Here is a 21,711-nt window from a genome sequence, read left to right as displayed (position 1 = left end):
CGAATTCGGCAAAGGTCAGCGAAGGATCGAGGCCCGACAGCGCGGTATCGATCATTGCTGGCCCTGCATTGAGGTGGCTGGGCAAATGGGCCGATGCGCGCGCCGGCACAGGCGCTTCGCCGCCGACGCGCAGTTCGGGCATCGAACGGCGGCGCGGGTGGACGGTGATGCGCACCTGACGCACTTCCGAACGCGCGATCTTCCACGCAAGGCTCAGGCGATCGGCAAAGCGATCGGCCACCCAGTTGGCAGAAAACTCGGTCGGCAGGAACAGGTCGAGCGTGCCGGTTTCCTTGCAGAATGCGCCAAGCTGAATCGGCTTGATCCACTGGGCATGAAGCTGCGAGCCGAGATCCTTCTTCAGCCCCTGGCTGATGTCAGACCAGTCTGCTGCCAGATCCAGCGCTTCCTGGTCCTCGATCATCGTGCTGTCTTTGCCTTTCTTGCCAGCCGTTGCGATGGCCGGTGTATTGCGGTCGTTATCGACCGGGGAGAGGTTCGCCGAACCGCCAGTGCTGCCCCCTGCGTAATCTTCAATCTTCACGCCTAGCTGCCTCGACTGTCTTGCCTGACGCACCCCCCGGTACGCAGGCACGAGTGATCCCTTCCTGCCGCGCATGAAGCGACAGGCCTGGTCGGAAAAATTTCAAGTGACACCGGTTGGGAGTGATTCCCGCCGCCGGTTCGCTCTGTCTATTGGCCATCGGTGCCTTCGCGCAAGCGGGGGGAGAGCAAAAAAACTGAAATAAATGCCCTTGACTCCCGCTAACCCGCAGAGATGCGTCAAAGTGCTGATTTATAACGGTTTTTACTTATGACTTGCCCTTAGCCCACGCGAATCGCGTAGTTTCCGTGACTTGCTGCAACTGCACAGTGTTACAGTGGAGACTTGAACCGTTCACTGCGCACGAAAAATGAAAAGGGCCGACGATACGATCGTCAGCCCCGTTCCATTTTTGTGCCGTTCCGATTCAAATCAGCAGCGCCGGATAGCTCCGCGATTCGCCCGAAATGGTCTGATTCTGTTAGATCAGACCGCGCGTATTACAGCGCGGCGACACGCTTCGTCAGGCGCGACATCTTGCGCGCGACGGTGTTCTTGTGCAGCACGCCGCGGGCAATGCCACGGGCCATTTCAGGCTGTGCAGCCTTCAGCGCTTCCGCAGCAGCAGCCTTGTCACCACCTTCGAGCGCCGATTCGACCTTCTTGACGAAAGTACGGATGCGCGACAGGCGGTTGCCGTTGATTTCGGCGCGGACTGCATTGCGACGGATACGCTTACGGGCTTGCGGCGTGTTTGCCATGATGTTCCTGTTTCTCGTGCCTTGGCGGGCGCACGGGGCGGCCGCGTGAATTCTCATGGATTGGTGGGATGTCCCACCGGAAAGCGCGGCCCTTAACCGCAGTGGCGCGAATCGTCAACAGATTCGGCACGCCACCGGTTTCGATCATCCCAGCGGGCGCAGGGTGACCTTCAAGCCATCGCGCGGCTTGGGGATAGGCCATGCCTGCCATTGCGGTTCCGCGCCCGGTTGCATCACCACTTCGAACCGGGTGAGGATGTGATTCACCAGCAATTTCACCTGCATATAGGCAAAGTGCAGGCCAAGGCACATATGCGCGCCGCCGCCGAACGGCACCCACGCATATTTGTGTCGCGCGGCCACTTTATCGGGCGTGAAGCGCAAGGGATCGAAACGGTCCGGTTCCTCCCAATGCGCCGGATCGGCATGGACCGCCGCCGGGCTTATCCCGATGGGGGTTCCCGCAGGAATGTCATAGCCGCCGAAGCGGAAATCGCGCAGCGCGCGGCGCGGCATGTTGGGAACGGGCGGCATGAAACGCAACGCTTCCTTGAAGGCCATCTCGGTCAATTCCATCCGGCCCAGGTCTTCATAGGCCAGCGGCAAACCGTCACCCCCCGTTACCGCACGCGCCTCTGCACGCAACCGCTCCTGCCATGCAGGGTTCCTGGCCAGTTGCCAGAACAGCACCGTGGCCGAACTGGTGATGGTATCGTGCGCCGCCATCATCAGAAAGATCATGTGATCGACCACGACGTCTTCGGGCAGCAGCGAGCCATCCTCGCGCGTGGCAAGCGCGAACTGGCTGAACATGTCCTGCCCCGGACTGGCGCGGCGTTCGCGCACCAGCCTGCCGAAGTATTCCACCATCATGCGCCGCCCGGCCACGCCCTTGCCCATCTTGGTAAAGGGCATCGGCTTGCGCACCACGCCGACCGAGGCCTGCACCATATCGACGAAAGCCTTGTTCAGCCGGTCAGCCTCTGGCCCCAGTGGCAGGCCGAGGAAGCTGGAGGCGGCGGTATCGAGCGTCAGCGCCTTGATCGCATCGTAAAAGCGCATGTCCCCGCCCCACTGCGCAAGCGCCGAGGCGATGCCGGTGTTGAGGACCGAGCAATAGGCGCGCATCGGTTCGGGCTTGAACGCGATCGACAGAGCGCGGCGGTCCACCCGGTGCGCGTCGAAATCCATCAGCATCAGCCCGCGCGGGAACAGCAGGTTGAGCACCGGTCCCCAACCCTGTTCGTTCGAGAACAGCTTGTCGCGATCAAACAGCACCAGTTCGTTCGCCTCTGCGCCGATCAGGTTCACCCCGCGCCGACCGAAGCTGCGCGTGCGGAAAACCGGGCCATAGGCATCGACCATGCGCTTCTGGAAGCCGAGCGGATCGGCCAGTTGCATCAGCGTAGTGCCGAGGATGGGCCAGCCATCCTCGCCGGGGATATGTTCCAGCTTTTGATCGCCGCCAAGGCGGACCCAGTGTGGATTGGCACGGTCTGTGTGGAGGTTCGCCGCAATGTCGGGCGCTAGGCTGGCCATAGTGTCTCCCGGTTTTCGATTTAACCGGGCAATTAACATGACTGTCAGCAGGGACCAAGCGTGTTGTTCATATCCAGCCCGACAATTCGCGTCGGGTCAGCGCTTCCAGCATGTCCATGCCCGCATCGCCGGCATTGAGGCACGCAAGCGCGGCGAAGTGGGTGCCACCGGCACGCTCGAAATCTTCGCGCCCGCGAATCGCCAGTTCCTCCAGCGTTTCGAGGCAATCGGCGGAAAAGCCGGGGGCGGCGATGGCCACGCGGGTGGTGCCCTTGCCCGCTTCGGCAATCAGCACGGTATCAGTTGCAGGTTCCAGCCACTTGGCGCGCCCGAAGCGGGACTGGAACGTGGTTTCAAGGCGCAGGCCGGGATGGCTCTGCGCAAAGCGTTCGGCCAGCAGGCGCGAGGTCTTGCGGCAGTGGCAGTGGTAGGGATCGCCCAGATGCAGCGTGCGCTCTGGCATTCCGTGGTAGCTCAGCAGCAGAAGTTCAGGCACGAAATCGAGCGCAGCCAGTTGCCGCGCCATGTCGGCATGAAGCGCGCCGATATAGGCCGGATCATCGTGATAGGGGGGCAGGGTGCGCAGCGCGGGCAGGCGGCGGCGGGCCTTGATCCAGTCGGCCACGGCATCAAGCGCCGAAGCCGTCGTCGCGCCCGAATAGTGTGGGTAGAGTGGAGCCACGAGAATGCGTTCGCACCCCAGAGCCAGCAGCGCGTCGAGTTCCTTTGCCATCGCGGGCGACTGGTAGCGCATGGCATGGCGCACGATGGCCGCATCGCCCAACCGGACCTGCAAAGCCGCAGCCTGTGCCTTGGTGATCGCAGCGAGCGGTGAGCCATCCTCGGACCATACCTGACCATAGGCGTGGGCAGACTTTTTGGGCCGGGTGTTGAGGATGATCCCGCGCAGGATCGGCTGCCAGATCAGCTTCGGAATTTCGACCACGCGCGGATCGGACAGGAACTCCTTGAGGTAGCGCTTCACCGCAGGCGCATCGGGCGCATCGGGCGTGCCGAGGTTGACGACGAGAACGCCGACCTTGCCGGTAAGCACATGCGGATGATCGGCAGGACGTTCCATTGTTATCCCAAGGGCAAAAGGCTCAAAGGCCTTCGGAAATCAGCGGCAGGCGGCGGAAACGCACGCCGGTGGCGGAAAACAGGGCATTGGCAATGGCCGGGGCCACCGCGACCATGCCCAGTTCGCCGGGATCGAACGGGTCTTCGTTGCTGTCGGCAAAGGCAATATCGACCTTGGGGCAATCGGCAAGCAGCGGCAGCCCCAATTGCGCCAGTCGCCCAGCCAAAGGCCGCCCCTTGGCATAACTGCTCGCCCCGCCAACGGCATGGGCAAGGCCGAACATCAGCCCGCCTTCGATCTGCTGGCGGGCAATGTCCATGTTGATCACGCGGCCAATATCGGCATAGGCGCTCAACCGGTCCACACGCACGACGCCCGCTTCCTGCCGAGCGGTGGCGACGACGGCGATCAGGCCCTTGCGTGACCTGCCGCCGCCGGTGACAAGTTCCATCTGATGGCAGGCAATGCCCTGCCCCGAAGCATCGATCCCGCCGCCCCATTGCGCCAGACGCCCCGCACCTTGCAGGCAGGCAACAAGTCGCGGTTCGCCTTCGAGCATCCCGACGCGGAATGACAGCGGCTCCTTGCCTGCGGCATCAGCCAGTTCATCGATGAAGCTTTCGGTGAAGAACGCGGTGTAGCCATGCGCTTGTCCGCGAAAGCGCGCTGTAGGCTGGCGCAGGGCGAGCGGCACCTGATCCACGGCCTTTTCAGGAATTCGGTAGAGCGGCAGCGCGCCTTCGCAGGCCATCGGATCGACTTGATCCTGCAGGTCCATCGCCTGTTTCACACCCCAGCCATCCAGCAGGCGCGCGCCCGATTCGAACGCCGTGGCCGGAACCGCCAGCCGCGCCCGCCAACCCAGCACGCGCGTCTTGTCAGGGCTGAGCACACCGTCAACTTGTGCCGAAAGCGGCGTGCGGGGAATGCCCGCCAGCGCTTCCTGCCAGCGCGAATACGTAAGCTGCACCGGCTTGCCCACGACCTTGCAGATTGTGGCGACTTCAGCGGCAATGCGCGTATCGAGCCGCGCATCGAAGCTGCCGCCCGCGTGCATCGGGTAGACGATCACATCGCTGCGCGCGACGCTTGCCGCCCTTGCCGCTGCACGCCGCGCCCGTTCCGGGGCTTGCGTGGCGATCCACAGTTCTAGCTTGCCATGCCGCATCCGCGCCGTGGCGCTGGCGGTTTCAAGCGGAGCGTGGAACGCAGCTTCCACATCGTAGCGCACGCTCAACGAAGGCTTCGCCAGCAGGGCATCGGGATCGCCTTCACTGAACAGGCGCGACGGTTCCCCCTTGGTCAGCGCCTTGTCGAGCGCGACGAGCGTCTTCTCGCTGTCGGCAATCGGCCCATCCGCCTTGAAGTGCGGCTCCATTGCGCGAACGGCCTTATCCGCCGCGTGCCACCCCGTCGCCACTGCCGCGAGCCAGCGTTTGGCCTTGACCACCGTAATCAGGCCCCGCACCGAAGCGGCAGCCTGCTTGTCATAGCTCGACAACACGCTTGCCCCTTGCGGCCCATGCGCAATCGCCGCGAAGACCATGCCGGGCAGCCGCACGTCGCCAGCGAAGGTAAAGCTGCCATCGACCTTGGCGGGCATATCCAGCCGGGGATGGCGCGCAGGCGCACTTTCGGGGAACTGGCCGGGTGCCTCACGCGGAGGTTCGGCGCGCAGAACCGGGACCGAAGGCGGATCGTAGTCTACCGCTGCATCGAGCAGTTCGGCAAAGGACAGACGCTTCTTGCCGTGAATCACGAAGCTGTCCTTCGTGTCGCACTCCTCCCAGCCAACGCCCCATTTGTCTGCCGCCGCCTGTGCCATCATCGCGCGCAGGGCAGCCCCCGCCTCGCGCAAGGGCGCCTCGAATGCGGCGAGTGCCGTGCCATCGGCTGTCACCATCAGCGGCCCGCGCTCTGCATGAAGCCGGGCCAGCGTTCCGTCGGCATCTCCACCCAGTGAAGCGAAAGCGGGCATCCACAGCGGCGCCCACTTGGCCGAGAGAACGGGATCGGCATAGGCTGGGCTGATCGGCGCAGCTTCAACCGCCACCTTGCGCCAGTCGGCTCCCGCCTCATCCGCCACGATCTGCGCGACGAGCGTAGTGATCCCCTGCCCCATCTCGCACAGCGGCACGGCCACGGTGAGGATGCAGTCCTTGCTTCCCTTTACGCGCCCCACCTTTAGGAGGGCATCGATAACATGCTCATCCTTGCCCGCCAGCAGCGGCACCGGATGGCGGCGCGGCAGCAGCGGGAAGGCGATGAGCAGCGCCCCAAGGCCACCAGCGCCCACCCCTGCTCCTACCAACAAGCCTCGCCGCGTCAGGCGCATCCGGTCAGCGCTTCCCGTCGAGCCAGGCGAGCACGCCGCGCGCGATGGACAGGAAAGCCTCTGCCTGCGGGCTGTCTCCGGCGGCGGGTGGATTCCCTGCGTCACTTTCACGCCGGATGGACATGTCCAGTGGCACGCGACCAAGGAAGTGCAGCTTCATCACCTTTGCTGCCGCCTCCGCGCCGCCTACGCCGAAGGGATCGCTCTCTTCGCCGCAGTGCGGGCAGATATAGCCTGCCATGTTCTCGACCATGCCGATCAGCGGCACCTGCCCCTGTTCGAACAGACCGATGGCGCGCGTAGCGTCCATCAGCGCCAGATCCTGAGGGGTCGAAACGATGACCGCGCCCGCAGGCTTGTGCTTGGCCAGCATGGTAAGCTGCACGTCGCCGGTGCCCGGCGGCAGGTCTACAACCAGAATTTCCGTCTCACCCCAGTGCGCGTCGATCAACTGGCCCAGCGCATTGCCCGCCATCGGCCCGCGCCACGCAATAGCCTGCCCCGGCTGCACAAGATGCCCCATCGACAGCATCGGCACGCCATAGGGCGAAGGCACCGGGTGCATCTTGTTGCCCTCAGCTTCTGGCTTGCGACCTTCGGTGGAAAGCAGGCGCGGCTGCGAAGGGCCATAGATATCGGCATCGACCAGCCCGACCTTGCGGCCCAGCCGTGCCATTGCCACTGCCAGATTGGCCGAAAGCGTGGACTTGCCCACGCCGCCCTTGCCCGATCCCACAGCGATGATGACGCGCGCCTTGCGTTCAGCCGTCATCCCCAGCCGCAAATCGGCAACGCCCGCCAGCCTCGCCGCATCGCGCACGGCCATTTCCAGCTTGTCACGATCCAGCCGCTCCAGCCCGCCCACTTCGAGCATGATCGTGGCCACGCCATCAGCCAGTTTCAGCGATTGCAGGCGATCTCCCGCGGTTTCGGCCAGTGCATCGCGCAGTGCTTGTTCTTCGACGCTCACATCAATTCCCTGTTCCGCTCCACTTCAGAGCCGCTTTACCGCCCCTAGCAGATGAATTTTCGGGAATGGACACTGTTTTTCGCGGGAAGGGTTCCTATAACGAAGACATGACAGACTTGGGCGGATTGATCGCGCGTTTTGGCCGGGAGAAGGGCCTTTTCATGACCGGGAAGAAAAGCCCGTGGGGTTCGGGCGGGGGCAATGATGCGCCACCGTCCGGCGAAGGCAACGGCGATGCCCCGCCTCCTGCTGGAACGCCTCCTGCGGGATCGCCCGGCACCGAAGGCCCGCGCAACCCGTGGCTGCCCCCGCAATCGGGCACACCGGGCAAGGACGGCAACGCCGGACAGCGCCGTGGCCCCAACATCGAAGACCTGTTCAAGAACCGCAAGGGCGGTGGTGGAGGCAACGGCGGCGGACGTGGCCCTTCCATGCCGCGCCTGCCGCAGCGCCCCGATGGCAAGTCATGGCTGCCCTTCGGCATTGCCGCAGTGGCCGTGCTGTGGCTTGGCACATCGATGGTCCACCTGATTTCGCCGCAGGAAAAGGGCGTGGTCACCACTTTCGGCGCCTATAGCCGCACGCTCGATTCCGGCACCGCGCTCACGCTGCCCTGGCCGATCCAGTCGGTCACGCTTGAAGACGTTACCTCGGTACGCAGCGAATCCATCCCCGAAGGCGATGGCGAAAAGCTGATGCTCACAGGCGACCAGAACCTCGTCGACCTTACCTACCTCGTCCGCTGGAATATCAAGGACCTGAAACTTTTCATGTTCCAACTGGCCGAACCGCAGCAGACCGTGCGCGAAGTGGCCGAAGCCGCGATGCGCCAATCCATCGCGGAAGTGACGCTGAACGATGCGATGGGATCGGGCCGCCAGCAGATCGAACAGAACGTGCGCGACCGGATGCAGGCCGTGCTTGATGCCTATGGCGCCGGCGTGATGATTCAGGGCGTTGATATCAAGAAGACCGATCCGCCGACCAAGGTGGTCGATGCGTTCAAGGAAGTGCTTGCCGCGCAGCAGGACGCGCAAAGCGAGATCAACCGCGCGCAAGCCTGGGCGCAGCAGCTCACTGCCCGCGCAGGCGGCGAAGCCACTGCGTTCGACAAGGTTTACGAGCAGTACAAGCTGGCGCCGGAAGTGACGCGCCGCCGCATGTATTACGAAACGATGGAGCGCGTGCTGAGCCAGACCGACAAGGTTGTGGTCGAAGCGCCGAACGTGCAATCCTATCTGCCGTTGCCCGAAATGAAGCGCACGCAACCCGCCCCGCAATCCAGCCAGGGAGGCCAGTAAGATGAGCGCCTTGCAAACGCTGTGGCAGGAACAGAAAGCGCTGATCATCGCGGCAGGTCTTGGCCTGCTGGCGGCGGCAAGCTGCCTGAAAGTGATCGATGAGACGACGCAGGCGGTGATCGTTCGGCTCGGCCAGCCAGACCGTGTGGTCAACCGGTTCAGTCCCAAGACCGACTTCGGCCAGACCGGGGCTGGCGTGGTGTTCCGCATCCCGTTCCTCGAACAGGTGGTCGAGGTCGACAAGCGCATCCTCGATCTGGACATGGAACGCCAGCAGGTGCTTTCCGCCGATCAGCGCCGCCTTGAAGTGGATGCTTTCGCCCGCTTCCGCATCATCGATCCGGTGCGCATGGTTCAGACGGCGGGGACGACCGAGCGCGTCGCGCAGCAGCTCCAGCCGATCATGAACTCGGCCCTGCGGCAGGAACTGGGCAAGCGCAGCTTCGCTTCGCTGCTTACCGCAGATCGTGGCAAGGCGATGGAACAGATCCGTCAGGGGCTGGACCGCGAAGCACGCGAATATGGCGCGCAGGTGATCGACGTGCGGATCAAGCGCGCCGACCTGCCCGAAGGCACCCCGCTCGAATCCGCGTTCACCCGCATGGCCACCGCGCGCCAGCAGGAAGCCGCCACGATTCGCGCGCAGGGCCAGAAGCAGGCACAGATCATTCGCGCCACGGCAGAGGCAACGGCAGCGAAGACCTATGCCGATGCCTTCAACAAGGACCCGGCGTTCTACGATTTCTACCGCGCAATGCAGAGCTACGATGTTACCTTCTCGCAGAAGGGGTCCAGCACTGCAGTCGTGCTTTCGCCCGACAACGAGTATCTGCGGCAGTTCAAGGGCAAATAAGCTCCTTGCTGAACAATATGGAACAGCGTCATTCAAAGTCCGTTCATCGCAAGATCGCTGAATCGAAATTGAGTGACGGAATTTGAGTGACTCATGCCGCGCCGTCCCCGGCGCTTGATGATACAAAGAGGACCAGGCCACGTGCGATACGCTTATGGTGTGACTTCGGCGCTGCTGCTTGCAGGCAGCGTACTGACCCTGGTGACAGGCTTCCCCGCGGGCGCACAGGTTGCGCAGAACGACCAGTCCGAGATGCGGACCGTGGTGCCGCGTGCGGGCGCGCCGTCGAGCTTTGCCGACCTGACGCAGCAATTGCAGCCTGCGGTCGTGAACATCTCCACCCGTCAGCGCGTGAAGGTGCAGACCAATAATCCGTTCGCTGGCACACCGTTCGGCGATCTGTTCGGCGGCGGGCAGGGCAACGGCCCACAAACGCGCGAGGCGCAGTCGCTGGGTTCAGGCTTCATCATTTCGGCCGATGGCTATGTGGTCACCAACAACCACGTGATCACGGCAGATGGTCAGGGTGAAGTCGAATCGATCACGGTCACCACGCCCGATGGCACCGAATATCCGGCAAAGCTCATCGGCAAGGATGCCGCATCCGACCTCGCCGTTCTGAAAATCAGCGCACCCAAGGCATTCCCCTTCGTGAAGTTCGGCGATTCGCGTCAGGCCCGCGTGGGTGACTGGGTTATCGCCATCGGCAACCCGTTTGGTCTTGGCGGCACGGTGACACAGGGCATCATCTCTGCCGTCTATCGCAATACCGGGTCGGGTTCGGCCTATGATCGCTATCTGCAGACCGATGCTTCGATCAACCGGGGCAATTCGGGCGGCCCGATGTTCGACATGGCCGGCAACGTGATCGGCATCAACAACGCCATCTTCTCGCCCACCGGTGGGTCGGTTGGCATCGGCTTTGCCATCCCGGCAGAAATCGCCGCCCCCATCGTCGACAAGCTGCGCGCAGGCCAGGCGATCGATCGGGGCTATCTTGGCGTGCGGATTCAGGCGCTGTCCGATGATCTGGCCGCATCGCTGGGCCTGCCCAAGAAGCGCGGCGAGTTTATTCAGGCGGTCGAACCCGGCGCGGCTGCGGCGCAGGCCGGCATTCAGGCCGGTGACGTCGTGGTCAAGGTCGATGGCAAGGATGTCACACCCGACCAGACCCTTTCGTTCATCGTGGCCAACACCACGCCCGGAAAGCGAATTCCTGTGGAACTTCTCCGCAATGGTCAGCGCCTTACCGTGCAGGCCGTGGTCGGCAAGCGCCCGACCGAGGAAGAACTGGCGCAGCAGAGCTTCGATCCCGATGCCCAGCAGGACGAAGATAGCTTCGCTGGTAACCAGCAACAACAGCAGGCTCCGGGCGCGCTGCAAAACAACCTTGGCATTGCCGCGATCCCGCTCAACGCCCAGATCGCACGCCAGCTTGGCGTGGGCGAAGATACCAAGGGCGTCGTCATCTCGGCAGTCAGCGCATCGTCGGATGCTGCTGCCAAGGGTTTGCAGCGCGGCGACATCGTGCTGTCCGCCAACTACATCAGCGTGGCAAGTGTGGCCGATTTCGAAAAGATCGTCCGCACGGCCAAGACCGAAGGCCGCGAGGCCGTGCTGCTGCGCATTCAGCGCCGTGGCCAGCCGCCGATCTATACTCCGGTCCGCATCCGCTGATCGCGCGTCCAAAGGCAAAAGAAAAGGGCCGCTCCTTCCGGGGCGGCCCTTTTCTTTTGGCGATTGTATCGTTTGCAAACACATATCGTCATTGCGAGGAGGCAAAGCCGACGAAGCAATCCAGAGTTGGCTTAAACCGCCCTGGATTGCTTCTCCTCGCTACGCGAGGCTCGCAATGACGATTGCAAACGGTGGTTGTCTGCAAAGTATATAATCGCCTTTCTGCTGGGCTATCAGTAGTTTGCTGGCGGATCGCTGGCCGGGAAGCTTTCGTCCGAAGCCTGATCGATCTTGTCCCAGCGCTTGGGATCGGATCGCATACCTTCGGTTCCTGCAGAACGGACGCGCGCGAAGTTCTTGCTCGTATCTTCGCCCTCGGCGAAAGCCGCAGGCGCATGTTCCTCTTCCTTGCGGCGCACCGCGTGCCAGATCGCGTACCCGGCCGCTCCGGCGGCGGCCCAATGCAGCAGGCTCATCGTTCATCTCCTCTCGCAGAAGGCAAACGCCTTCAATCAGCGGGAGAAACGCGCGAGAGGCGGAAAGGGTTCTAAAGATTTGTGTTCGGCACCGCACGCTGCGTCGAAGTGGGGCGTGGACGCGGGACATTGACGACCGGTGGCGCGCTCTCGTTGTCCCGCCGACCTGTAGCCCGGTTCAGAAAGTCATCGTTGGCCGCTTGCGGCATGTCGGGAGGTCCATCGCCCGGCAGTGCATCGGGATCAACCACTTCACTCCCATCCTCGGTGCGTCGGCGCGAAGGGTCCACGAGATTGCCCTGCTCATCGACATAGAAATAGTCATCAGGGTTACCCATCATGGCCTCGTCATCCGGCTCAAGCTGCCATTCGGGCAGCTTCAGTTCGGTATCAAACTTCTCGACCGGGCGCTTTGCCGTGGCGACCTTCATATAGGCAGCGAAGGCGCGCGCCGGGGCCGCACCGCCCTGCAGGCCGGGAACGGCCTTGGCATCGTCACGCCCCATCCACACACCGGTGGTGATCCCGCTGGAAAAGCCAAGGAACCAGCCGTCCTTGTTGGATGATGTCGTGCCGGTCTTGCCAGCCACAGGCCTGCCGATCTGCGCGGCGCGACCCGTGCCGATATTGACTGCGGTCTGCATCAGGTCGGTCATTCCGGCGGCAACGTAGGGCGGCACGAGTTGTTGGGGCGTTTCGGTCCGATGGCGATAGAGCACCTCGCCATCGGTCGTCGTGACCTTGCGGATGCCATAAGGCTCCACCGACATGCCCTTGGCCTGCACTGATGCGAAAGCGCGCACCATGTCGATCACACGCGCTTCCGATGATCCCAGCACCATCGAAGGCAGCGTGTTGATCGGCGTGGTAATGCCGAAACGGCGCGCCATGTTGGCCACCTGTCCAAAGCCCACCTCGTTGCCAAGCTGCGCCGCGACGGTGTTCTTGGAATAGGCGAAAGCCGTGCGCAGGTCGATCTCGCCTGCATAGCGACCGCCATCGTTGCGCGGTGTCCAGCCGTCGATCGTTACCGGCTCGTCCACCACACGGTCACCGGGCGTGTAACCGGCCTCCAGCGCGGTGAGATAGACAAACAGCTTCCATGCCGAACCGGGCTGGCGCACCGCGTTGACGGCACGATTGTAGTTCGATGTCACATAATCCGTGCCGCCCACCATCGCCAGCACCGCGCCATCGCGGTCAAGCGAAACCAGAGCGCCCTGCGCACCCTTGGGTGCAAAGCCTGTAACGGCGCTGGTCGCGGCCTTCTGCATCACCGGATCAAGCGTGGTCCACACTTCGATCGGCTGATCGTTTTCCGGCAGAAGCAGATCAAGCTGCGGCAGGGCCCAATCAGTAAAATAGCGCGCCGAGTTCTGGCCCGAACGGTCCTCGACCATCTTGACCTTCTTCAGATCAACTCCTCGCGCCTCCTGCTCGGTCAGATATCCGTTGGACACCAGCGTCTGCAGCACCACGCCTGCGCGGCCAACGGCAGCATCGGCATCGGCTGTCGGCGAATAACGCGAAGGCGCTTTCACCAGCCCGGCGATGATCGCGGCCTCCGGCAAAGTGATCTCCTCGCCCGAATGGCCGAAGAACTTGCGCGCGGCGCTGTCGATGCCATAGGCGCCACCGCCGAAGTAAACCTTGTTGAGATAGAGTTCGAGGATCTGATCCTTCGAAAACTTCTGTTCAAGCGCCAGCGCCAGCACCCATTCGCGCGCCTTGCGAGCGAAGGTCTTGGTGTTGTTGAGGAATATGTTGCGCGCAAGCTGCTGCGTGATCGTAGATCCGCCCTGCCGCCAAGTGCCGCTTTCCACGCGCACCATCAGCGAACGGACGATGCCAATGGGATCGACGCCCAGATGGCTGCGATAGCGCCGGTCCTCTACCGAAACCATCGCATCGCGCATCACTTGCGGAATGCGCTCGTAAGGCACCCACTTGCCATAGCTTGGCCCCAACGTGACGATTTCCGTGCCATCGGCGGCGCGCACCACGATCATCTGGCCGGTCTGGCTGGACTTCAATTCCTGATAGCCGGGCAACGAACGCATCGTCACGGCCACAGCCACCACCAGCGTGATCGCGCCCAGCAGGGCAAAGCCTGCACCCCACACCATCAGGCGCTTGAACCAGCGCCCCAGCTTCGAACCACTTTTAGGTTGCGGATCGGACCTGCCGCCATCGGGGCGGCGGGGAATGTCCCGTCTGGCCATCAGTCTTGCACCGCTTCCCTTAACTCAGCCAAGGCGCAATCGCCCCGGCGCAAACTCGCGGCCCTTTGCATAGGACAAACGTAACACAGGGTTAACCGCTAATCGCTGAACCGCTGATCTCAATCCTTGGGGGTAAAGTCCAGCGAGGCACTGTTCATGCAATAGCGCAGGCCGGTGGGGTTGGGACCATCGGGGAAAACGTGGCCAAGATGTCCGTCACAACGCGCGCAGCGCACCTCGGTACGCACCATGCCGTGCGTCATGTCGGTGTGTTCGTCCACCGCTTCAGAATCGACCGGTGCATAGAAGCTGGGCCAGCCCGATCCGCTGTCATACTTGGTATCAGAGGTGAACAGCGGCGCGCCGCACCCGGCGCAATGATACTCGCCGTCGGCCTTGTTCTTCTCATAAGCCCCGGTGAACGCCCGCTCGGTCCCACCCTGCCGCAGGACATGATACTGTTCGGGCGAAAGCCGCTCGCGCCATTCCGCATCGGTGACGTTGATCTTTTCGGACATGGGGAAACTCCTTTGCCCGCAATATGGGTTGCGCACCCGGCGTCCTCAATAGTGCGATTTCTCGTCCGGCTTGGCGAGGTCATAGCAATGGGCGATGTCGAACTGGTCAACCACACCTTGCGCCGTCATCGCCGCGCGCGCTTGTGCCAGGGCGCGATCCACAGCCTCGCCAGTCGCCCCTTGCGCCGTCAGGGCCTTGCGCTGACGGTCCGCCAGCACCATCGCCAGTGTCTTCAAGTCCCGCGCTGCTGCGCTCATCCCCTCACGCGCATGGATTTCTTCGTAAGCCATATCCAGAATCGCCGCACACTGCGCCAGATCGGGCTGCTTCAGCGGCGGCACTGTGGCATCCAGCCTCGCAACGCAAGGCTCCGCCAGGGCTGCCAGCGCCGCATCGGGATCGGGCGCTGCCTGCAAGGCCTGCACTTCGGCGGCGATCAGCGTCCGCACCGCGTCGCGCGCCAGACCGCCCTCGCGCATGACCCGTTCGCCCGTATCGGCAAAGAAGCTCTTGCCGCGCAGCGCCAGCGGCGGCCAGCCCGGCAACGCATCACCTCCGGCCTGCTCCATCGCAACGATCGCAAAGGCGGCCGAACAGCGCAGATCCGTGCGCTGCACATCGGTCAACGTCGGCATCGGTGCCTGGGCAAAAACCGGCGAGAAGCCAAGGAACAGGGCGGGCAGCAGGGCAAGGAAACGCATCTGCCTGCCATAGCCCTAAAAAAGGGGCCGCGAACAGGGTTTCCCGTTCGCGGCCCATTGACCTTCACGGTCAGGGATTGCGTGCCCCACAGGGTATGGAATGGAACACGCGCTGGAGACTTTATCGTTTATCCGGCAGCCGCTTCGTTGCAGCGCGCCAGATCATCGGCGGCAAGTTCGCCCTGCGGCGTGGCAAAGCGCGCCACCGGGCCGACCTTCTGCGCAAGACGCGCACAGACGATCACCGGGCGCGAAGTGTCACGCGCGGCAAAGCATTCAGCGCCTTCGCACTTCCACAGCAGCCCCTTCTGCACCAGCTTCTGCGCGCCATCCATTGGGCGGGTCAGCGTGGCGGAATAGAACGGACCGTTGGCAGCTGCGCGCACCGGAGCGGCAGTCATGGCAAAGCTGGCAGCCGTACCGGCCAGAGCCAGAACAGCCGGAAGAAGCTGGCGGAATGCGCCATTGCGTTGTGCGAACATCATCGTGTTTCCCCTGAATTCGATCTTGTTTGGGGCCACGGAAACATGCGGCTTGGAGAGGATGCTATTTCCGTTGCGAATCACTACCTATCAGTATAGGTTTTAGGTTGCAACTAGAAACTTAAACAGGCACATGTGATGGGGTATGACTGAGGACGATATGGAAAAGCACAACGCCCCCCACATGCGGGAACCCCTATGCGATATCGCCCAATGCGGCCTTCCGCTCGCGCTTGAGGCGATGGGTGAGCGCTGGTCGTTCATGATCCTGCGCGCCGCATTCAACGGTGTCCGCCACTTCGAGGATTTCCTTGAAGCGCTGGGCATCGCCCGGAACATCCTTTCCAATCGCCTGTCAAGGCTGGTGGAGGTCGGCATCCTCAAGCGCGAACATTGCGCCGATGATCGCCGCCGCATCGAATATCGCCTGACGCCCAAGGGGCTGGACCTGCTCCCCGCCATGCTGGCACTGCGCCAGTGGGGCGAAAAGTGGCAGCTTGGCGTGCCCGCCAACCCGGTGATGTGCGATGATCGCGATGGCCAGCCGATCCGGCCCATCGGCATCGTATCGCACGATGGGCGTCTGCTCGCGCCAGCCGATCTGATGTGGCGTGACCGCAGCGAACTTGACGCGGAAACCACGTTCGAACCGCTGCGCAAGGTTCCGTAGAACACCATGAAGAAGGGGCCACCGGTTGCAGCGGCGGCCCCTTGAGTTTGGCCCGGTGGGGGACTGATTTCCGCCGGGCGGGTTGGGCTGGCGCCTATCGCTCCAGCTCAAATCCTCAACGCTGGCTCAGCGTATTCCCTTCACTTCGCCATGACGGTGCGGGGGCGCAGATCGTCCTTGGCGCGGCGCGCATCGGCCAGCGACTTCATGTAGCACTGGCGGGCAGATTCGAACTCTACCTGCGGCAGATCCTTGCGGTCGAATTCGCAGGCCTGCTTGGCCGCGGTGCGCAGGCGGTTATCCAGCTTGGACTGACCTTCCTTGGTCGACAGGTCGAGATCGCCATAGCCGACCACACGGGTTCCGGCGAACGCGGGCTGGCTGGCGGAAAGGGCAAGGCCGAGGAGGCCGGCGGTGAACAAGGGCTTGGTGAACAGGGTCTTGTTGAGCATGGCTACTTCCTTCGGACATGGTGCCGGAGGATTGTCCGGCTTGTTTTGACGGCTGCCGGAGGAACCGGCGGGCTTTTGTTGCTGTGGCGACCGGGGCTTCCACCGGAGGTTTCGGGGTCTTGGGCTGAAAGCCTCGCCGGTCACCACATGCATTCTTCTTATGCCGCCCGATGATTCGAAGCGCGCCCGCCTCGACCGAAATTCCCCTACGTCCGACAAAGGTTTAGCCCGTCCGACGAACGACATTCGCAGGTCCACGAACTACAGGTGTGACAAGTGCAGCGCGTTTTCATAAGCTGCGCACTGACATGGCGCTTGTGATCACCTTCCTGCTCGGCATCGGCAATTTCGCGCTGCATCATGCAGTCATGGCCAGCGGCCATCCCATGCTTGGGCGAATTCCGTGGTTCGCCCACGCGCTTGGTGGGCGTTTCACGCTGGTGGTGGAATTCCTGCTGCTTTTCGCCGCCCTCATGTTCGCGGCAGAAGGCAATACGACCGGCCCTATCGCCTATGTAATCTACTCCGTGCTCAACAGCTTCTCCGCCTGGCTCATCCTGACGGACAGGGTGTGAGGAACCGCAACAGCCCTCACCGGTTCTGCGGGGGATGACCCATTCTCCCGTCTGGCCCCCTGTCTGGCTGGTGACCAATCCCGCAAGCGGCAGCAACAATCCCGCCGCAGTGGACGCGCTATCTGCCGCGCTTGCGCCTGCCCGCACGTTTGCCTTCCCCAACGATCCGCTGCCCACGCGCGCCGATCTGGAAGCGGCGGGGGTTGCCACGCTTGCCGTGTTCACCGGCGATGGCACGATCAATTCCGCCGCCGCCGCGCTGGAAGGCTGGGGCGGCGCATTGCTCGTCCTGCCCGGCGGCACGCAAAACCTGCTGTCGAAGTCCCTCCACGGCGATCGCTCGCTTGAAGCCATCCTTGCCGATCTGCCAAACGCACATCGCACCCGCCGTCGCGGCATTCGCACGTCGCAGGGCATGTCGCTGATCGAAGTTCTGGCAGGGCCGGGTGCGATGTGGGCCGATGTTCGTGAGTCCGTGCGCGATCTTGATATTGGCGCAATGGCCGAAACCTTTTCCAACGCCCTGCGCGAAACGCGCGAAGGCCCCGCCGTGCAGCTTGCCGATCCGGCAGCGGGTAAGCGCGAAGGCTATCGCGCCATCCTTCTCGCCCCCGAAGAAGATCGCGTGCTTGTCGAAGGCTATGATTTTGCCGACCTCGGCGAATTTGCCGCGCAAGGCTTTGCCATGCTGGTCAAACGCAATTTCCGCGAAGGCCCGCACGACGATATCGGCACGTTCCCCAGCGTTACCGTGGCCAGCGATGCCCCCATCGCGCTGATGATCGATGGCGAGCGGCGTCAGGGCGAAACGCAAGAGACTTTCACGTGCGAGGAATTTGCACTCGACTTTCTCGCCACGCGCCCGGCGAACTCTTGACCGGCGCGGCAGCAGCGTCGATCACCCGCCCCGATGACCCGGCTCTTCCATATCAGCGACATCCACTTCGGTCTTGAAGACCGCCGCGCCCTTGATTGGGTGGCCCAGTGCATCGCGCGCGAAAGGCCCGATGCCGTGGCCATCACCGGCGACCTTACGATGCGTGCCCGCCATCGCGAATTCGATGCTGCCTGCCACTGGATCAAGTCGCTGGACGTGCCCGTCACCGTCGAGGTCGGCAATCACGATCTGCCCTATTTCAACCTGATCGAACGCTTCATCGATCCCTACCGCCGCTTTCGCGCCATCGAAGGACTGGTCGAACGCGAACTCGATCTGCCCGGCATGGCCATCGTCCCGCTCAAGACCACGGCCCGCGCGCAGCTTCGGCTCAACTGGTCAAAGGGCAATGTCGGCGCTGCGGCCCTGCGCCAGACCCTTGCTGCCATCGACGCCCTGCCCGCAGGGACGCGCGCCGTGGTCGCCTGCCATCACCCGCTGGTCGAAGCAGGAACGCGCGGCAAGGCGCTCACGCGCGGCGGCAACAAGGCGCTTGCCGCCCTTGCCAGCCGCAATGTCCTCGCCGTCATATCCGGCCACGTGCACGATGCCTTCGACCTGATCCACCCCACGAAGAACGGCCCCGTTCGCATGATCGGCGCAGGAACGCTCAGCCAGCGCGTCCGCTCCACCCCGCCCAGCTTCAACGAATTGACGCTGCACGAAGGCCAGATCAGTGTCCGCGTCCGCAATCTCGAACACGTCCCCACGCGCGACATGATGATCGAAGACGTGCCCGAAAACGCCCTGCCGCCACGGGCCGAGGGCGAACCCGTCGCCCCGGTCGCTGCCGTGCCGGAAGTCGATCCGCCAGTTTATTGATTGCTGACCGTGCTGATGGTCAGCGCCTGCCCGGTCGCGATGACCTCCAGCAGTCGGTCGATGTTGGGATGCGCACCGGGACGGGCCTTCGCGTCTGCCGAATGTTCGCCAAACACGGCAAGGCCATGCTCGGCGGCGTCTGGCGTCACCGCGCCGAAGCACTGTCCAAGGTACTGATAAACCGCCAGCGATCCCTGCTTGCCCGCTTCGTTGGGAATGCTGGCGACCACCGCACCGCCAGCGTCGATCAGGTCGATCCGCGCCACACCTTCGATGGATGGCAATTGCGCAAGGTTGTCCTTGAACGATGCGCCCGGTTCAATCTTCGCCATAAAACTCATTCCATTCCCATATTGTCGATCAGCCGCGCCGCGCCGATGCGCGCCGCCACCAGCACACGCGCCTCGCGCCCGTCCCATTCGAACAACGTCTCCAGCGTCGCCGCATCGCGCAGATCGCCGTAATCGATCGAGGTGAATCCGGCGGCGAGGATATTCGCCTTCATCGCATCCAGACTCTCGATCACGTCCGCGCCATCCTTGATCGCCGCAATCGCACGGCGCATCGCTGCCGAAAGCTGTGCGGCCTGTTCCCGCTCGATCGCGGTCAGATACTGGTTGCGGCTGCTCATGGCGAGGCCGCTTGCCTCGCGCACCGTTTCCACACCCACGATATTGTCGACATGCGGCTGGGTCAGGTCCAGATCGCGCGCCATGCGGCGGATCACGGCCAGTTGCTGCCAGTCCTTTTCACCAAACAGCGCCACGTCTGGCAGCACCTGGTTGAACAGCTTGCACACCACCGTTGCCACGCCATCGAAATGGCCGGGCCGCGCGGCACCGCAGGCAACCTCGCTCACCCCCGAAACACCGATGTTCGTGGCATAGCCTTGCGGGTACATCTGATCGACCGTGGGCGCCCACAGAATGGCCACGCCCTCTGCTTCCAGCAGCGCCGCGTCTGCCGCCAGTCGGCGCGGATAGGCATCAAGATCCTCTGTCGGGCCAAACTGGCGCGGGTTGACGAAGATCGACGCGACCACATGGTCCGCGCGCTGCCGTGCGTTGCGCATCAGAGTCAGGTGGCCTTCGTGCAACGCGCCCATTGTGGGCACGAACGCGACCGTTTTTCCCCCGTTTTTAAGCGCATCGACCGCGTCGCGCAGGTCTTCCAGCCGGTTGATCGTTTGCACCTTGGCCGCCTCTCCAGTAAGTCGGAACCAGTGGGCGATAGGGGGGCTGGCGGCCTCTCGCAAGCCCGCCTTGCTGCAACTGAACAGAGAGTACGCCCCTTGTCCACCGGCCCTTTTCCCCTTGGCCCCCATCGTATCGTCTTCGCCAACGAAAAGGGCGGCACCGGCAAGTCCACGACCGCGGTTCACGTGGCCGTGGCGCTGGCCTATCAGGGCGCACGGGTGGCCACGATCGATCTTGATTCCCGCCAGCGCACGATGCACCGCTATTTCGAAAACCGCGCCGAAACCATGCGCCGCCGCGCCATTTCGCTGCCCACCGCCACGTTCGAAGTCTATGGCGGCGACAATGCAGAAGAACTCGATGCGCTCACCGCGCGCCTCGCCGAAGCGCACGATTTCCTGATTTTCGATACACCGGGCCGTGATGATCCACTGGCCCGTCACGTCGCCACCCGCGCCGACACGCTGGTCACACCGTTGAACGACAGTTTCGTGGACTTCGACCTCATCGGGCAGGTGGACGCTGAAACGTTCAAGGTCCGCCGCCTGTCATTCTACGCCGAACTGATCTGGGAAGCGCGCAAGAAGCGCGCGATGACGACGATCACCGAACAGCGTCGCGAGATGGATTGGGTGGTGGTGCGCAACCGCACCGGCTTTACCGAAGCGCGCAACCAGAAGCGTATCGATCAGGCGCTGACCGAGCTTTCCAAGCGCGTCGGCTTTCGCGTTGCCAGCGGGTTGTCAGAGCGCGTGATCTATCGCGAACTGTTCCCTAGCGGACTGACTTTGCTTGATAAAGGCCATCTGGGTGAACTGGGCACCAGCCACCTCGTCGCCCGGCAGGAACTGCGCACACTGGTCGGCGGATTGAACCTGCCGAAGGTCAATCCTGAACTGCACCTAGATGCACCTAGCAGCACCAGGACCGCACTTGAGAGCGCTGCCTGATGATCAAACTGCTCACGATCATCGCCTTGGCGAGCGTTGCCTGCAAGCTGCTCGCCGGGCGCTGGCCGTGGGAACTTCTGGCAGGCGATCCGCGCGACCGGAACGAGAAAAAGGCGCGCAGCCTCCTCGGCCTGAATGCCGATGCCGGCTATGAAGACGTGATCGAAGCGCACCGCCGCCTGATCCAGAAAGTCCACCCCGATCGTGGTGGCACCAACGAAGCCGTTCACGAAGCAAACGCGGCGCGCGACCTTTTGCTGGCCCGTCTTTCGGACCGTCGCGGTTCCTGATCGGGCATGACGGGGCATAGGTTCCACCCCTCGATCCTGCGCGAATACGACATTCGCGGCGTCTTTGGCGAAACGCTGACGGTTGAGGATGCCCACGCCGTGGGGCACAGCTTCGGCACGGTGGTGCGGCAGCGCGGCGGTGCCCGTGTGGCCGTGGGCTATGACGGGCGGCTCAGTTCACCCGTGCTGGAACATGCGCTGGTGGAAGGACTTACGGCCAGCGGCGTTGACGTGGTGCGGATCGGACTTGGGCCAAGCCCCATGCTCTATTTCGCGGCGACGCCTGCCGCCAAAGCGCTATTTCCAGAGGTGCAGGGCGGCGTTCACGTAACCGGCAGCCACAATCCCGCCAATCACA

At 63.3% G+C, this 21,711-nt stretch carries 23 protein-coding genes and 1 pseudogene; 10 read left to right on the top strand and 14 right to left on the bottom strand.

Features of this window, described 5'->3' with window-relative positions; all coding sequences use genetic code 11:
• The 6 genes from ACOVQ0_RS16295 to ACOVQ0_RS16270 form a co-directional block, all read right to left on the bottom strand.
• Positions 1-424, bottom strand: a 424-nt coding sequence (locus ACOVQ0_RS16295) for a DnaA N-terminal domain-containing protein (protein ID WP_421886786.1), incomplete at its 3' end; no start/stop codon positions are given.
• Positions 425-1,044: 620 nt separating this feature from the next.
• Positions 1,045-1,305 carry a 30S ribosomal protein S20 gene (gene rpsT, locus ACOVQ0_RS16290; RefSeq protein WP_421886778.1) on the bottom strand — a complete coding sequence of 87 codons (261 nt, stop codon included), beginning with the start codon at positions 1,303-1,305 and terminating at the stop codon, positions 1,045-1,047.
• A 144-nt stretch (positions 1,306-1,449) separates the two neighbouring features.
• On the bottom strand, positions 1,450-2,844 hold the full coding sequence (locus ACOVQ0_RS16285) for a cytochrome P450 (protein WP_421886775.1): 1,395 nt from the start codon (positions 2,842-2,844) through the stop codon (positions 1,450-1,452).
• A 67-nt stretch (positions 2,845-2,911) separates the two neighbouring features.
• Positions 2,912-3,925 carry a ferrochelatase gene (gene hemH, locus ACOVQ0_RS16280; RefSeq protein WP_421886772.1) on the bottom strand — a complete coding sequence of 338 codons (1,014 nt, stop codon included), beginning with the start codon at positions 3,923-3,925 and terminating at the stop codon, positions 2,912-2,914.
• Positions 3,926-3,947: 22 nt separating this feature from the next.
• Positions 3,948-6,221, bottom strand: coding sequence for a molybdopterin cofactor-binding domain-containing protein (locus ACOVQ0_RS16275; RefSeq protein ID WP_421886770.1), 2,274 nt, complete (start codon positions 6,219-6,221; stop codon positions 3,948-3,950).
• Positions 6,222-6,264: 43 nt separating this feature from the next.
• Positions 6,265-7,032, bottom strand: a complete 768-nt coding sequence (locus ACOVQ0_RS16270; RefSeq protein WP_421886783.1) for an Mrp/NBP35 family ATP-binding protein — start codon at positions 7,030-7,032, stop codon at positions 6,265-6,267.
• A 359-nt stretch (positions 7,033-7,391) separates the two neighbouring features.
• Here ACOVQ0_RS16270 and hflK point away from each other — a divergent pair, with 359 nt between their 5' ends.
• The 3 genes from hflK to ACOVQ0_RS16255 all read left to right on the top strand — a co-directional run bounded on the left by hflK (position 7,392) and on the right by ACOVQ0_RS16255 (position 11,061).
• Positions 7,392-8,531: an FtsH protease activity modulator HflK gene (gene hflK, locus ACOVQ0_RS16265; RefSeq protein WP_421886767.1), complete on the top strand. Its 1,140-nt coding sequence runs from the start codon at positions 7,392-7,394 to the stop codon at positions 8,529-8,531.
• Position 8,532: 1 nt separating this feature from the next.
• The gene (hflC, locus tag ACOVQ0_RS16260) at positions 8,533-9,384 is read left to right on the top strand and encodes a protease modulator HflC (RefSeq protein WP_421886764.1); all 852 of its coding nucleotides are present in this window, start codon (positions 8,533-8,535) and stop codon (positions 9,382-9,384) included.
• Between the two features lie 141 nt (positions 9,385-9,525).
• Positions 9,526-11,061, top strand: coding sequence for a Do family serine endopeptidase (locus ACOVQ0_RS16255; protein ID WP_421886761.1), 1,536 nt, complete (start codon positions 9,526-9,528; stop codon positions 11,059-11,061).
• A gap of 233 nt (positions 11,062-11,294) precedes the next feature.
• Here ACOVQ0_RS16255 and ACOVQ0_RS16250 read toward each other — a convergent pair whose 3' ends face one another.
• From ACOVQ0_RS16250 to ACOVQ0_RS16230, 5 genes are all read right to left on the bottom strand, one after another.
• Positions 11,295-11,537, bottom strand: a complete 243-nt coding sequence (locus ACOVQ0_RS16250) for a hypothetical protein (RefSeq protein ID WP_421886758.1) — start codon at positions 11,535-11,537, stop codon at positions 11,295-11,297.
• A 71-nt stretch (positions 11,538-11,608) separates the two neighbouring features.
• A complete protein-coding gene (locus ACOVQ0_RS16245; protein ID WP_421886755.1) occupies positions 11,609-13,759 on the bottom strand; it encodes a transglycosylase domain-containing protein in 2,151 nt (716 codons plus the stop codon).
• Between the two features lie 119 nt (positions 13,760-13,878).
• On the bottom strand, positions 13,879-14,277 hold the full coding sequence (gene msrB, locus ACOVQ0_RS16240) for a peptide-methionine (R)-S-oxide reductase MsrB (protein WP_421886751.1): 399 nt from the start codon (positions 14,275-14,277) through the stop codon (positions 13,879-13,881).
• 45 nt (positions 14,278-14,322) lie between these two features.
• On the bottom strand, positions 14,323-14,979 hold the full coding sequence (locus tag ACOVQ0_RS16235; protein WP_421886748.1) for a hypothetical protein: 657 nt from the start codon (positions 14,977-14,979) through the stop codon (positions 14,323-14,325).
• Between the two features lie 128 nt (positions 14,980-15,107).
• Positions 15,108-15,464: a CC_3452 family protein gene (locus ACOVQ0_RS16230; protein WP_240949905.1), complete on the bottom strand. Its 357-nt coding sequence runs from the start codon at positions 15,462-15,464 to the stop codon at positions 15,108-15,110.
• Positions 15,465-15,621: 157 nt separating this feature from the next.
• Between ACOVQ0_RS16230 and ACOVQ0_RS16225 the strand changes: the two genes are divergently transcribed.
• Entirely contained in the window at positions 15,622-16,131 is a 510-nt protein-coding gene (locus ACOVQ0_RS16225) for a winged helix-turn-helix transcriptional regulator (RefSeq protein WP_421886780.1), read from the top strand.
• 140 nt (positions 16,132-16,271) lie between these two features.
• Here ACOVQ0_RS16225 and ACOVQ0_RS16220 read toward each other — a convergent pair whose 3' ends face one another.
• The gene (locus tag ACOVQ0_RS16220) at positions 16,272-16,583 is read right to left on the bottom strand and encodes a UrcA family protein (RefSeq protein WP_421886745.1); all 312 of its coding nucleotides are present in this window, start codon (positions 16,581-16,583) and stop codon (positions 16,272-16,274) included.
• A gap of 308 nt (positions 16,584-16,891) precedes the next feature.
• Here ACOVQ0_RS16220 and ACOVQ0_RS16215 point away from each other — a divergent pair, with 308 nt between their 5' ends.
• Genes ACOVQ0_RS16215 through ACOVQ0_RS16205 form a run of 3 tightly spaced genes read left to right on the top strand, consistent with a single transcriptional unit; the run spans position 16,892 to position 18,917 of the window.
• Positions 16,892-17,158 carry a hypothetical protein gene (locus ACOVQ0_RS16215; RefSeq protein ID WP_421886743.1) on the top strand — a complete coding sequence of 89 codons (267 nt, stop codon included), beginning with the start codon at positions 16,892-16,894 and terminating at the stop codon, positions 17,156-17,158.
• 34 nt (positions 17,159-17,192) lie between these two features.
• Entirely contained in the window at positions 17,193-18,035 is an 843-nt protein-coding gene (locus ACOVQ0_RS16210) for a diacylglycerol/lipid kinase family protein (protein ID WP_421886740.1), read from the top strand.
• A gap of 33 nt (positions 18,036-18,068) precedes the next feature.
• Positions 18,069-18,917 carry a metallophosphoesterase family protein gene (locus tag ACOVQ0_RS16205; RefSeq protein ID WP_421886737.1) on the top strand — a complete coding sequence of 283 codons (849 nt, stop codon included), beginning with the start codon at positions 18,069-18,071 and terminating at the stop codon, positions 18,915-18,917.
• Here ACOVQ0_RS16205 and ACOVQ0_RS16200 read toward each other — a convergent pair.
• Positions 18,911-19,249 (bottom strand): DUF2322 family protein, encoded by a 339-nt coding sequence (locus ACOVQ0_RS16200; protein ID WP_421886734.1) that lies wholly within the window; start codon positions 19,247-19,249, stop codon positions 18,911-18,913. The genes ACOVQ0_RS16205 and ACOVQ0_RS16200 overlap by 7 nt on opposite strands.
• Positions 19,250-19,254: 5 nt before the next feature.
• On the bottom strand, positions 19,255-20,109 hold the full coding sequence (gene panC, locus ACOVQ0_RS16195) for a pantoate--beta-alanine ligase (RefSeq protein ID WP_421886731.1): 855 nt from the start codon (positions 20,107-20,109) through the stop codon (positions 19,255-19,257).
• A gap of 99 nt (positions 20,110-20,208) precedes the next feature.
• On the opposite strand from panC, the gene ACOVQ0_RS16190 reads away from it, so the two are divergent.
• The 3 genes and pseudogenes from ACOVQ0_RS16190 to ACOVQ0_RS16180 all read left to right on the top strand — a co-directional run.
• Positions 20,209-21,063: a division plane positioning ATPase MipZ gene (locus tag ACOVQ0_RS16190; RefSeq protein WP_421886728.1), complete on the top strand. Its 855-nt coding sequence runs from the start codon at positions 20,209-20,211 to the stop codon at positions 21,061-21,063.
• Positions 21,063-21,353 carry a molecular chaperone DnaJ gene (locus ACOVQ0_RS16185; RefSeq protein WP_421886725.1) on the top strand — a complete coding sequence of 97 codons (291 nt, stop codon included), beginning with the start codon at positions 21,063-21,065 and terminating at the stop codon, positions 21,351-21,353. Before ACOVQ0_RS16190 ends, ACOVQ0_RS16185 begins: the two co-directional genes overlap by 1 nt.
• A gap of 6 nt (positions 21,354-21,359) precedes the next feature.
• Positions 21,360-21,711: pseudogene (locus ACOVQ0_RS16180) on the top strand (phosphomannomutase); the annotation flags it as partial.

This window comes from Novosphingobium sp., from assembly GCF_049240505.1.
In the GTDB taxonomy this organism is placed as follows: Bacteria; Pseudomonadota; Alphaproteobacteria; order Sphingomonadales; family Sphingomonadaceae; genus Novosphingobium.
The sequence above is the reverse complement of the archived record's forward strand: the minus strand, read 5'-3'. Positions and strand labels throughout refer to the sequence as shown.

Bases quoted from the DNA above. Each gene is read 5' to 3' on its own strand.
- hflC (WP_421886764.1), top strand. From the start codon at position 8,533: ATGAGCGCCTTGCAAACGCTGTGGCAGGAACAGAAAGCGCTGATCATC.
- ACOVQ0_RS16210 (WP_421886740.1), top strand. From the start codon at position 17,193: ATGACCCATTCTCCCGTCTGGCCCCCTGTCTGGCTGGTGACCAATCCC.
- rpsT (WP_421886778.1), bottom strand. From the start codon at position 1,305: ATGGCAAACACGCCGCAAGCCCGTAAGCGTATCCGTCGCAATGCAGTC.
- msrB (WP_421886751.1), bottom strand. From the start codon at position 14,277: ATGTCCGAAAAGATCAACGTCACCGATGCGGAATGGCGCGAGCGGCTT.
- ACOVQ0_RS16285 (WP_421886775.1), bottom strand. From the start codon at position 2,844: ATGGCCAGCCTAGCGCCCGACATTGCGGCGAACCTCCACACAGACCGT.
- ACOVQ0_RS16230 (WP_240949905.1), bottom strand. From the start codon at position 15,464: ATGATGTTCGCACAACGCAATGGCGCATTCCGCCAGCTTCTTCCGGCT.
- ACOVQ0_RS16250 (WP_421886758.1), bottom strand. From the start codon at position 11,537: ATGAGCCTGCTGCATTGGGCCGCCGCCGGAGCGGCCGGGTACGCGATC.
- ACOVQ0_RS16215 (WP_421886743.1), top strand. From the start codon at position 16,892: ATGGCGCTTGTGATCACCTTCCTGCTCGGCATCGGCAATTTCGCGCTG.
- ACOVQ0_RS16220 (WP_421886745.1), bottom strand. From the start codon at position 16,583: ATGCTCAACAAGACCCTGTTCACCAAGCCCTTGTTCACCGCCGGCCTC.
- ACOVQ0_RS16205 (WP_421886737.1), top strand. From the start codon at position 18,069: ATGACCCGGCTCTTCCATATCAGCGACATCCACTTCGGTCTTGAAGAC.
- ACOVQ0_RS16185 (WP_421886725.1), top strand. From the start codon at position 21,063: ATGATCAAACTGCTCACGATCATCGCCTTGGCGAGCGTTGCCTGCAAG.
- ACOVQ0_RS16245 (WP_421886755.1), bottom strand. From the start codon at position 13,759: ATGGCCAGACGGGACATTCCCCGCCGCCCCGATGGCGGCAGGTCCGAT.
- ACOVQ0_RS16235 (WP_421886748.1), bottom strand. From the start codon at position 14,979: ATGCGTTTCCTTGCCCTGCTGCCCGCCCTGTTCCTTGGCTTCTCGCCG.
- ACOVQ0_RS16225 (WP_421886780.1), top strand. From the start codon at position 15,622: ATGGAAAAGCACAACGCCCCCCACATGCGGGAACCCCTATGCGATATC.
- ACOVQ0_RS16200 (WP_421886734.1), bottom strand. From the start codon at position 19,249: ATGGCGAAGATTGAACCGGGCGCATCGTTCAAGGACAACCTTGCGCAA.
- hflK (WP_421886767.1), top strand. From the start codon at position 7,392: ATGACCGGGAAGAAAAGCCCGTGGGGTTCGGGCGGGGGCAATGATGCG.
- hemH (WP_421886772.1), bottom strand. From the start codon at position 3,925: ATGGAACGTCCTGCCGATCATCCGCATGTGCTTACCGGCAAGGTCGGC.
- ACOVQ0_RS16270 (WP_421886783.1), bottom strand. From the start codon at position 7,032: ATGACGGCTGAACGCAAGGCGCGCGTCATCATCGCTGTGGGATCGGGC.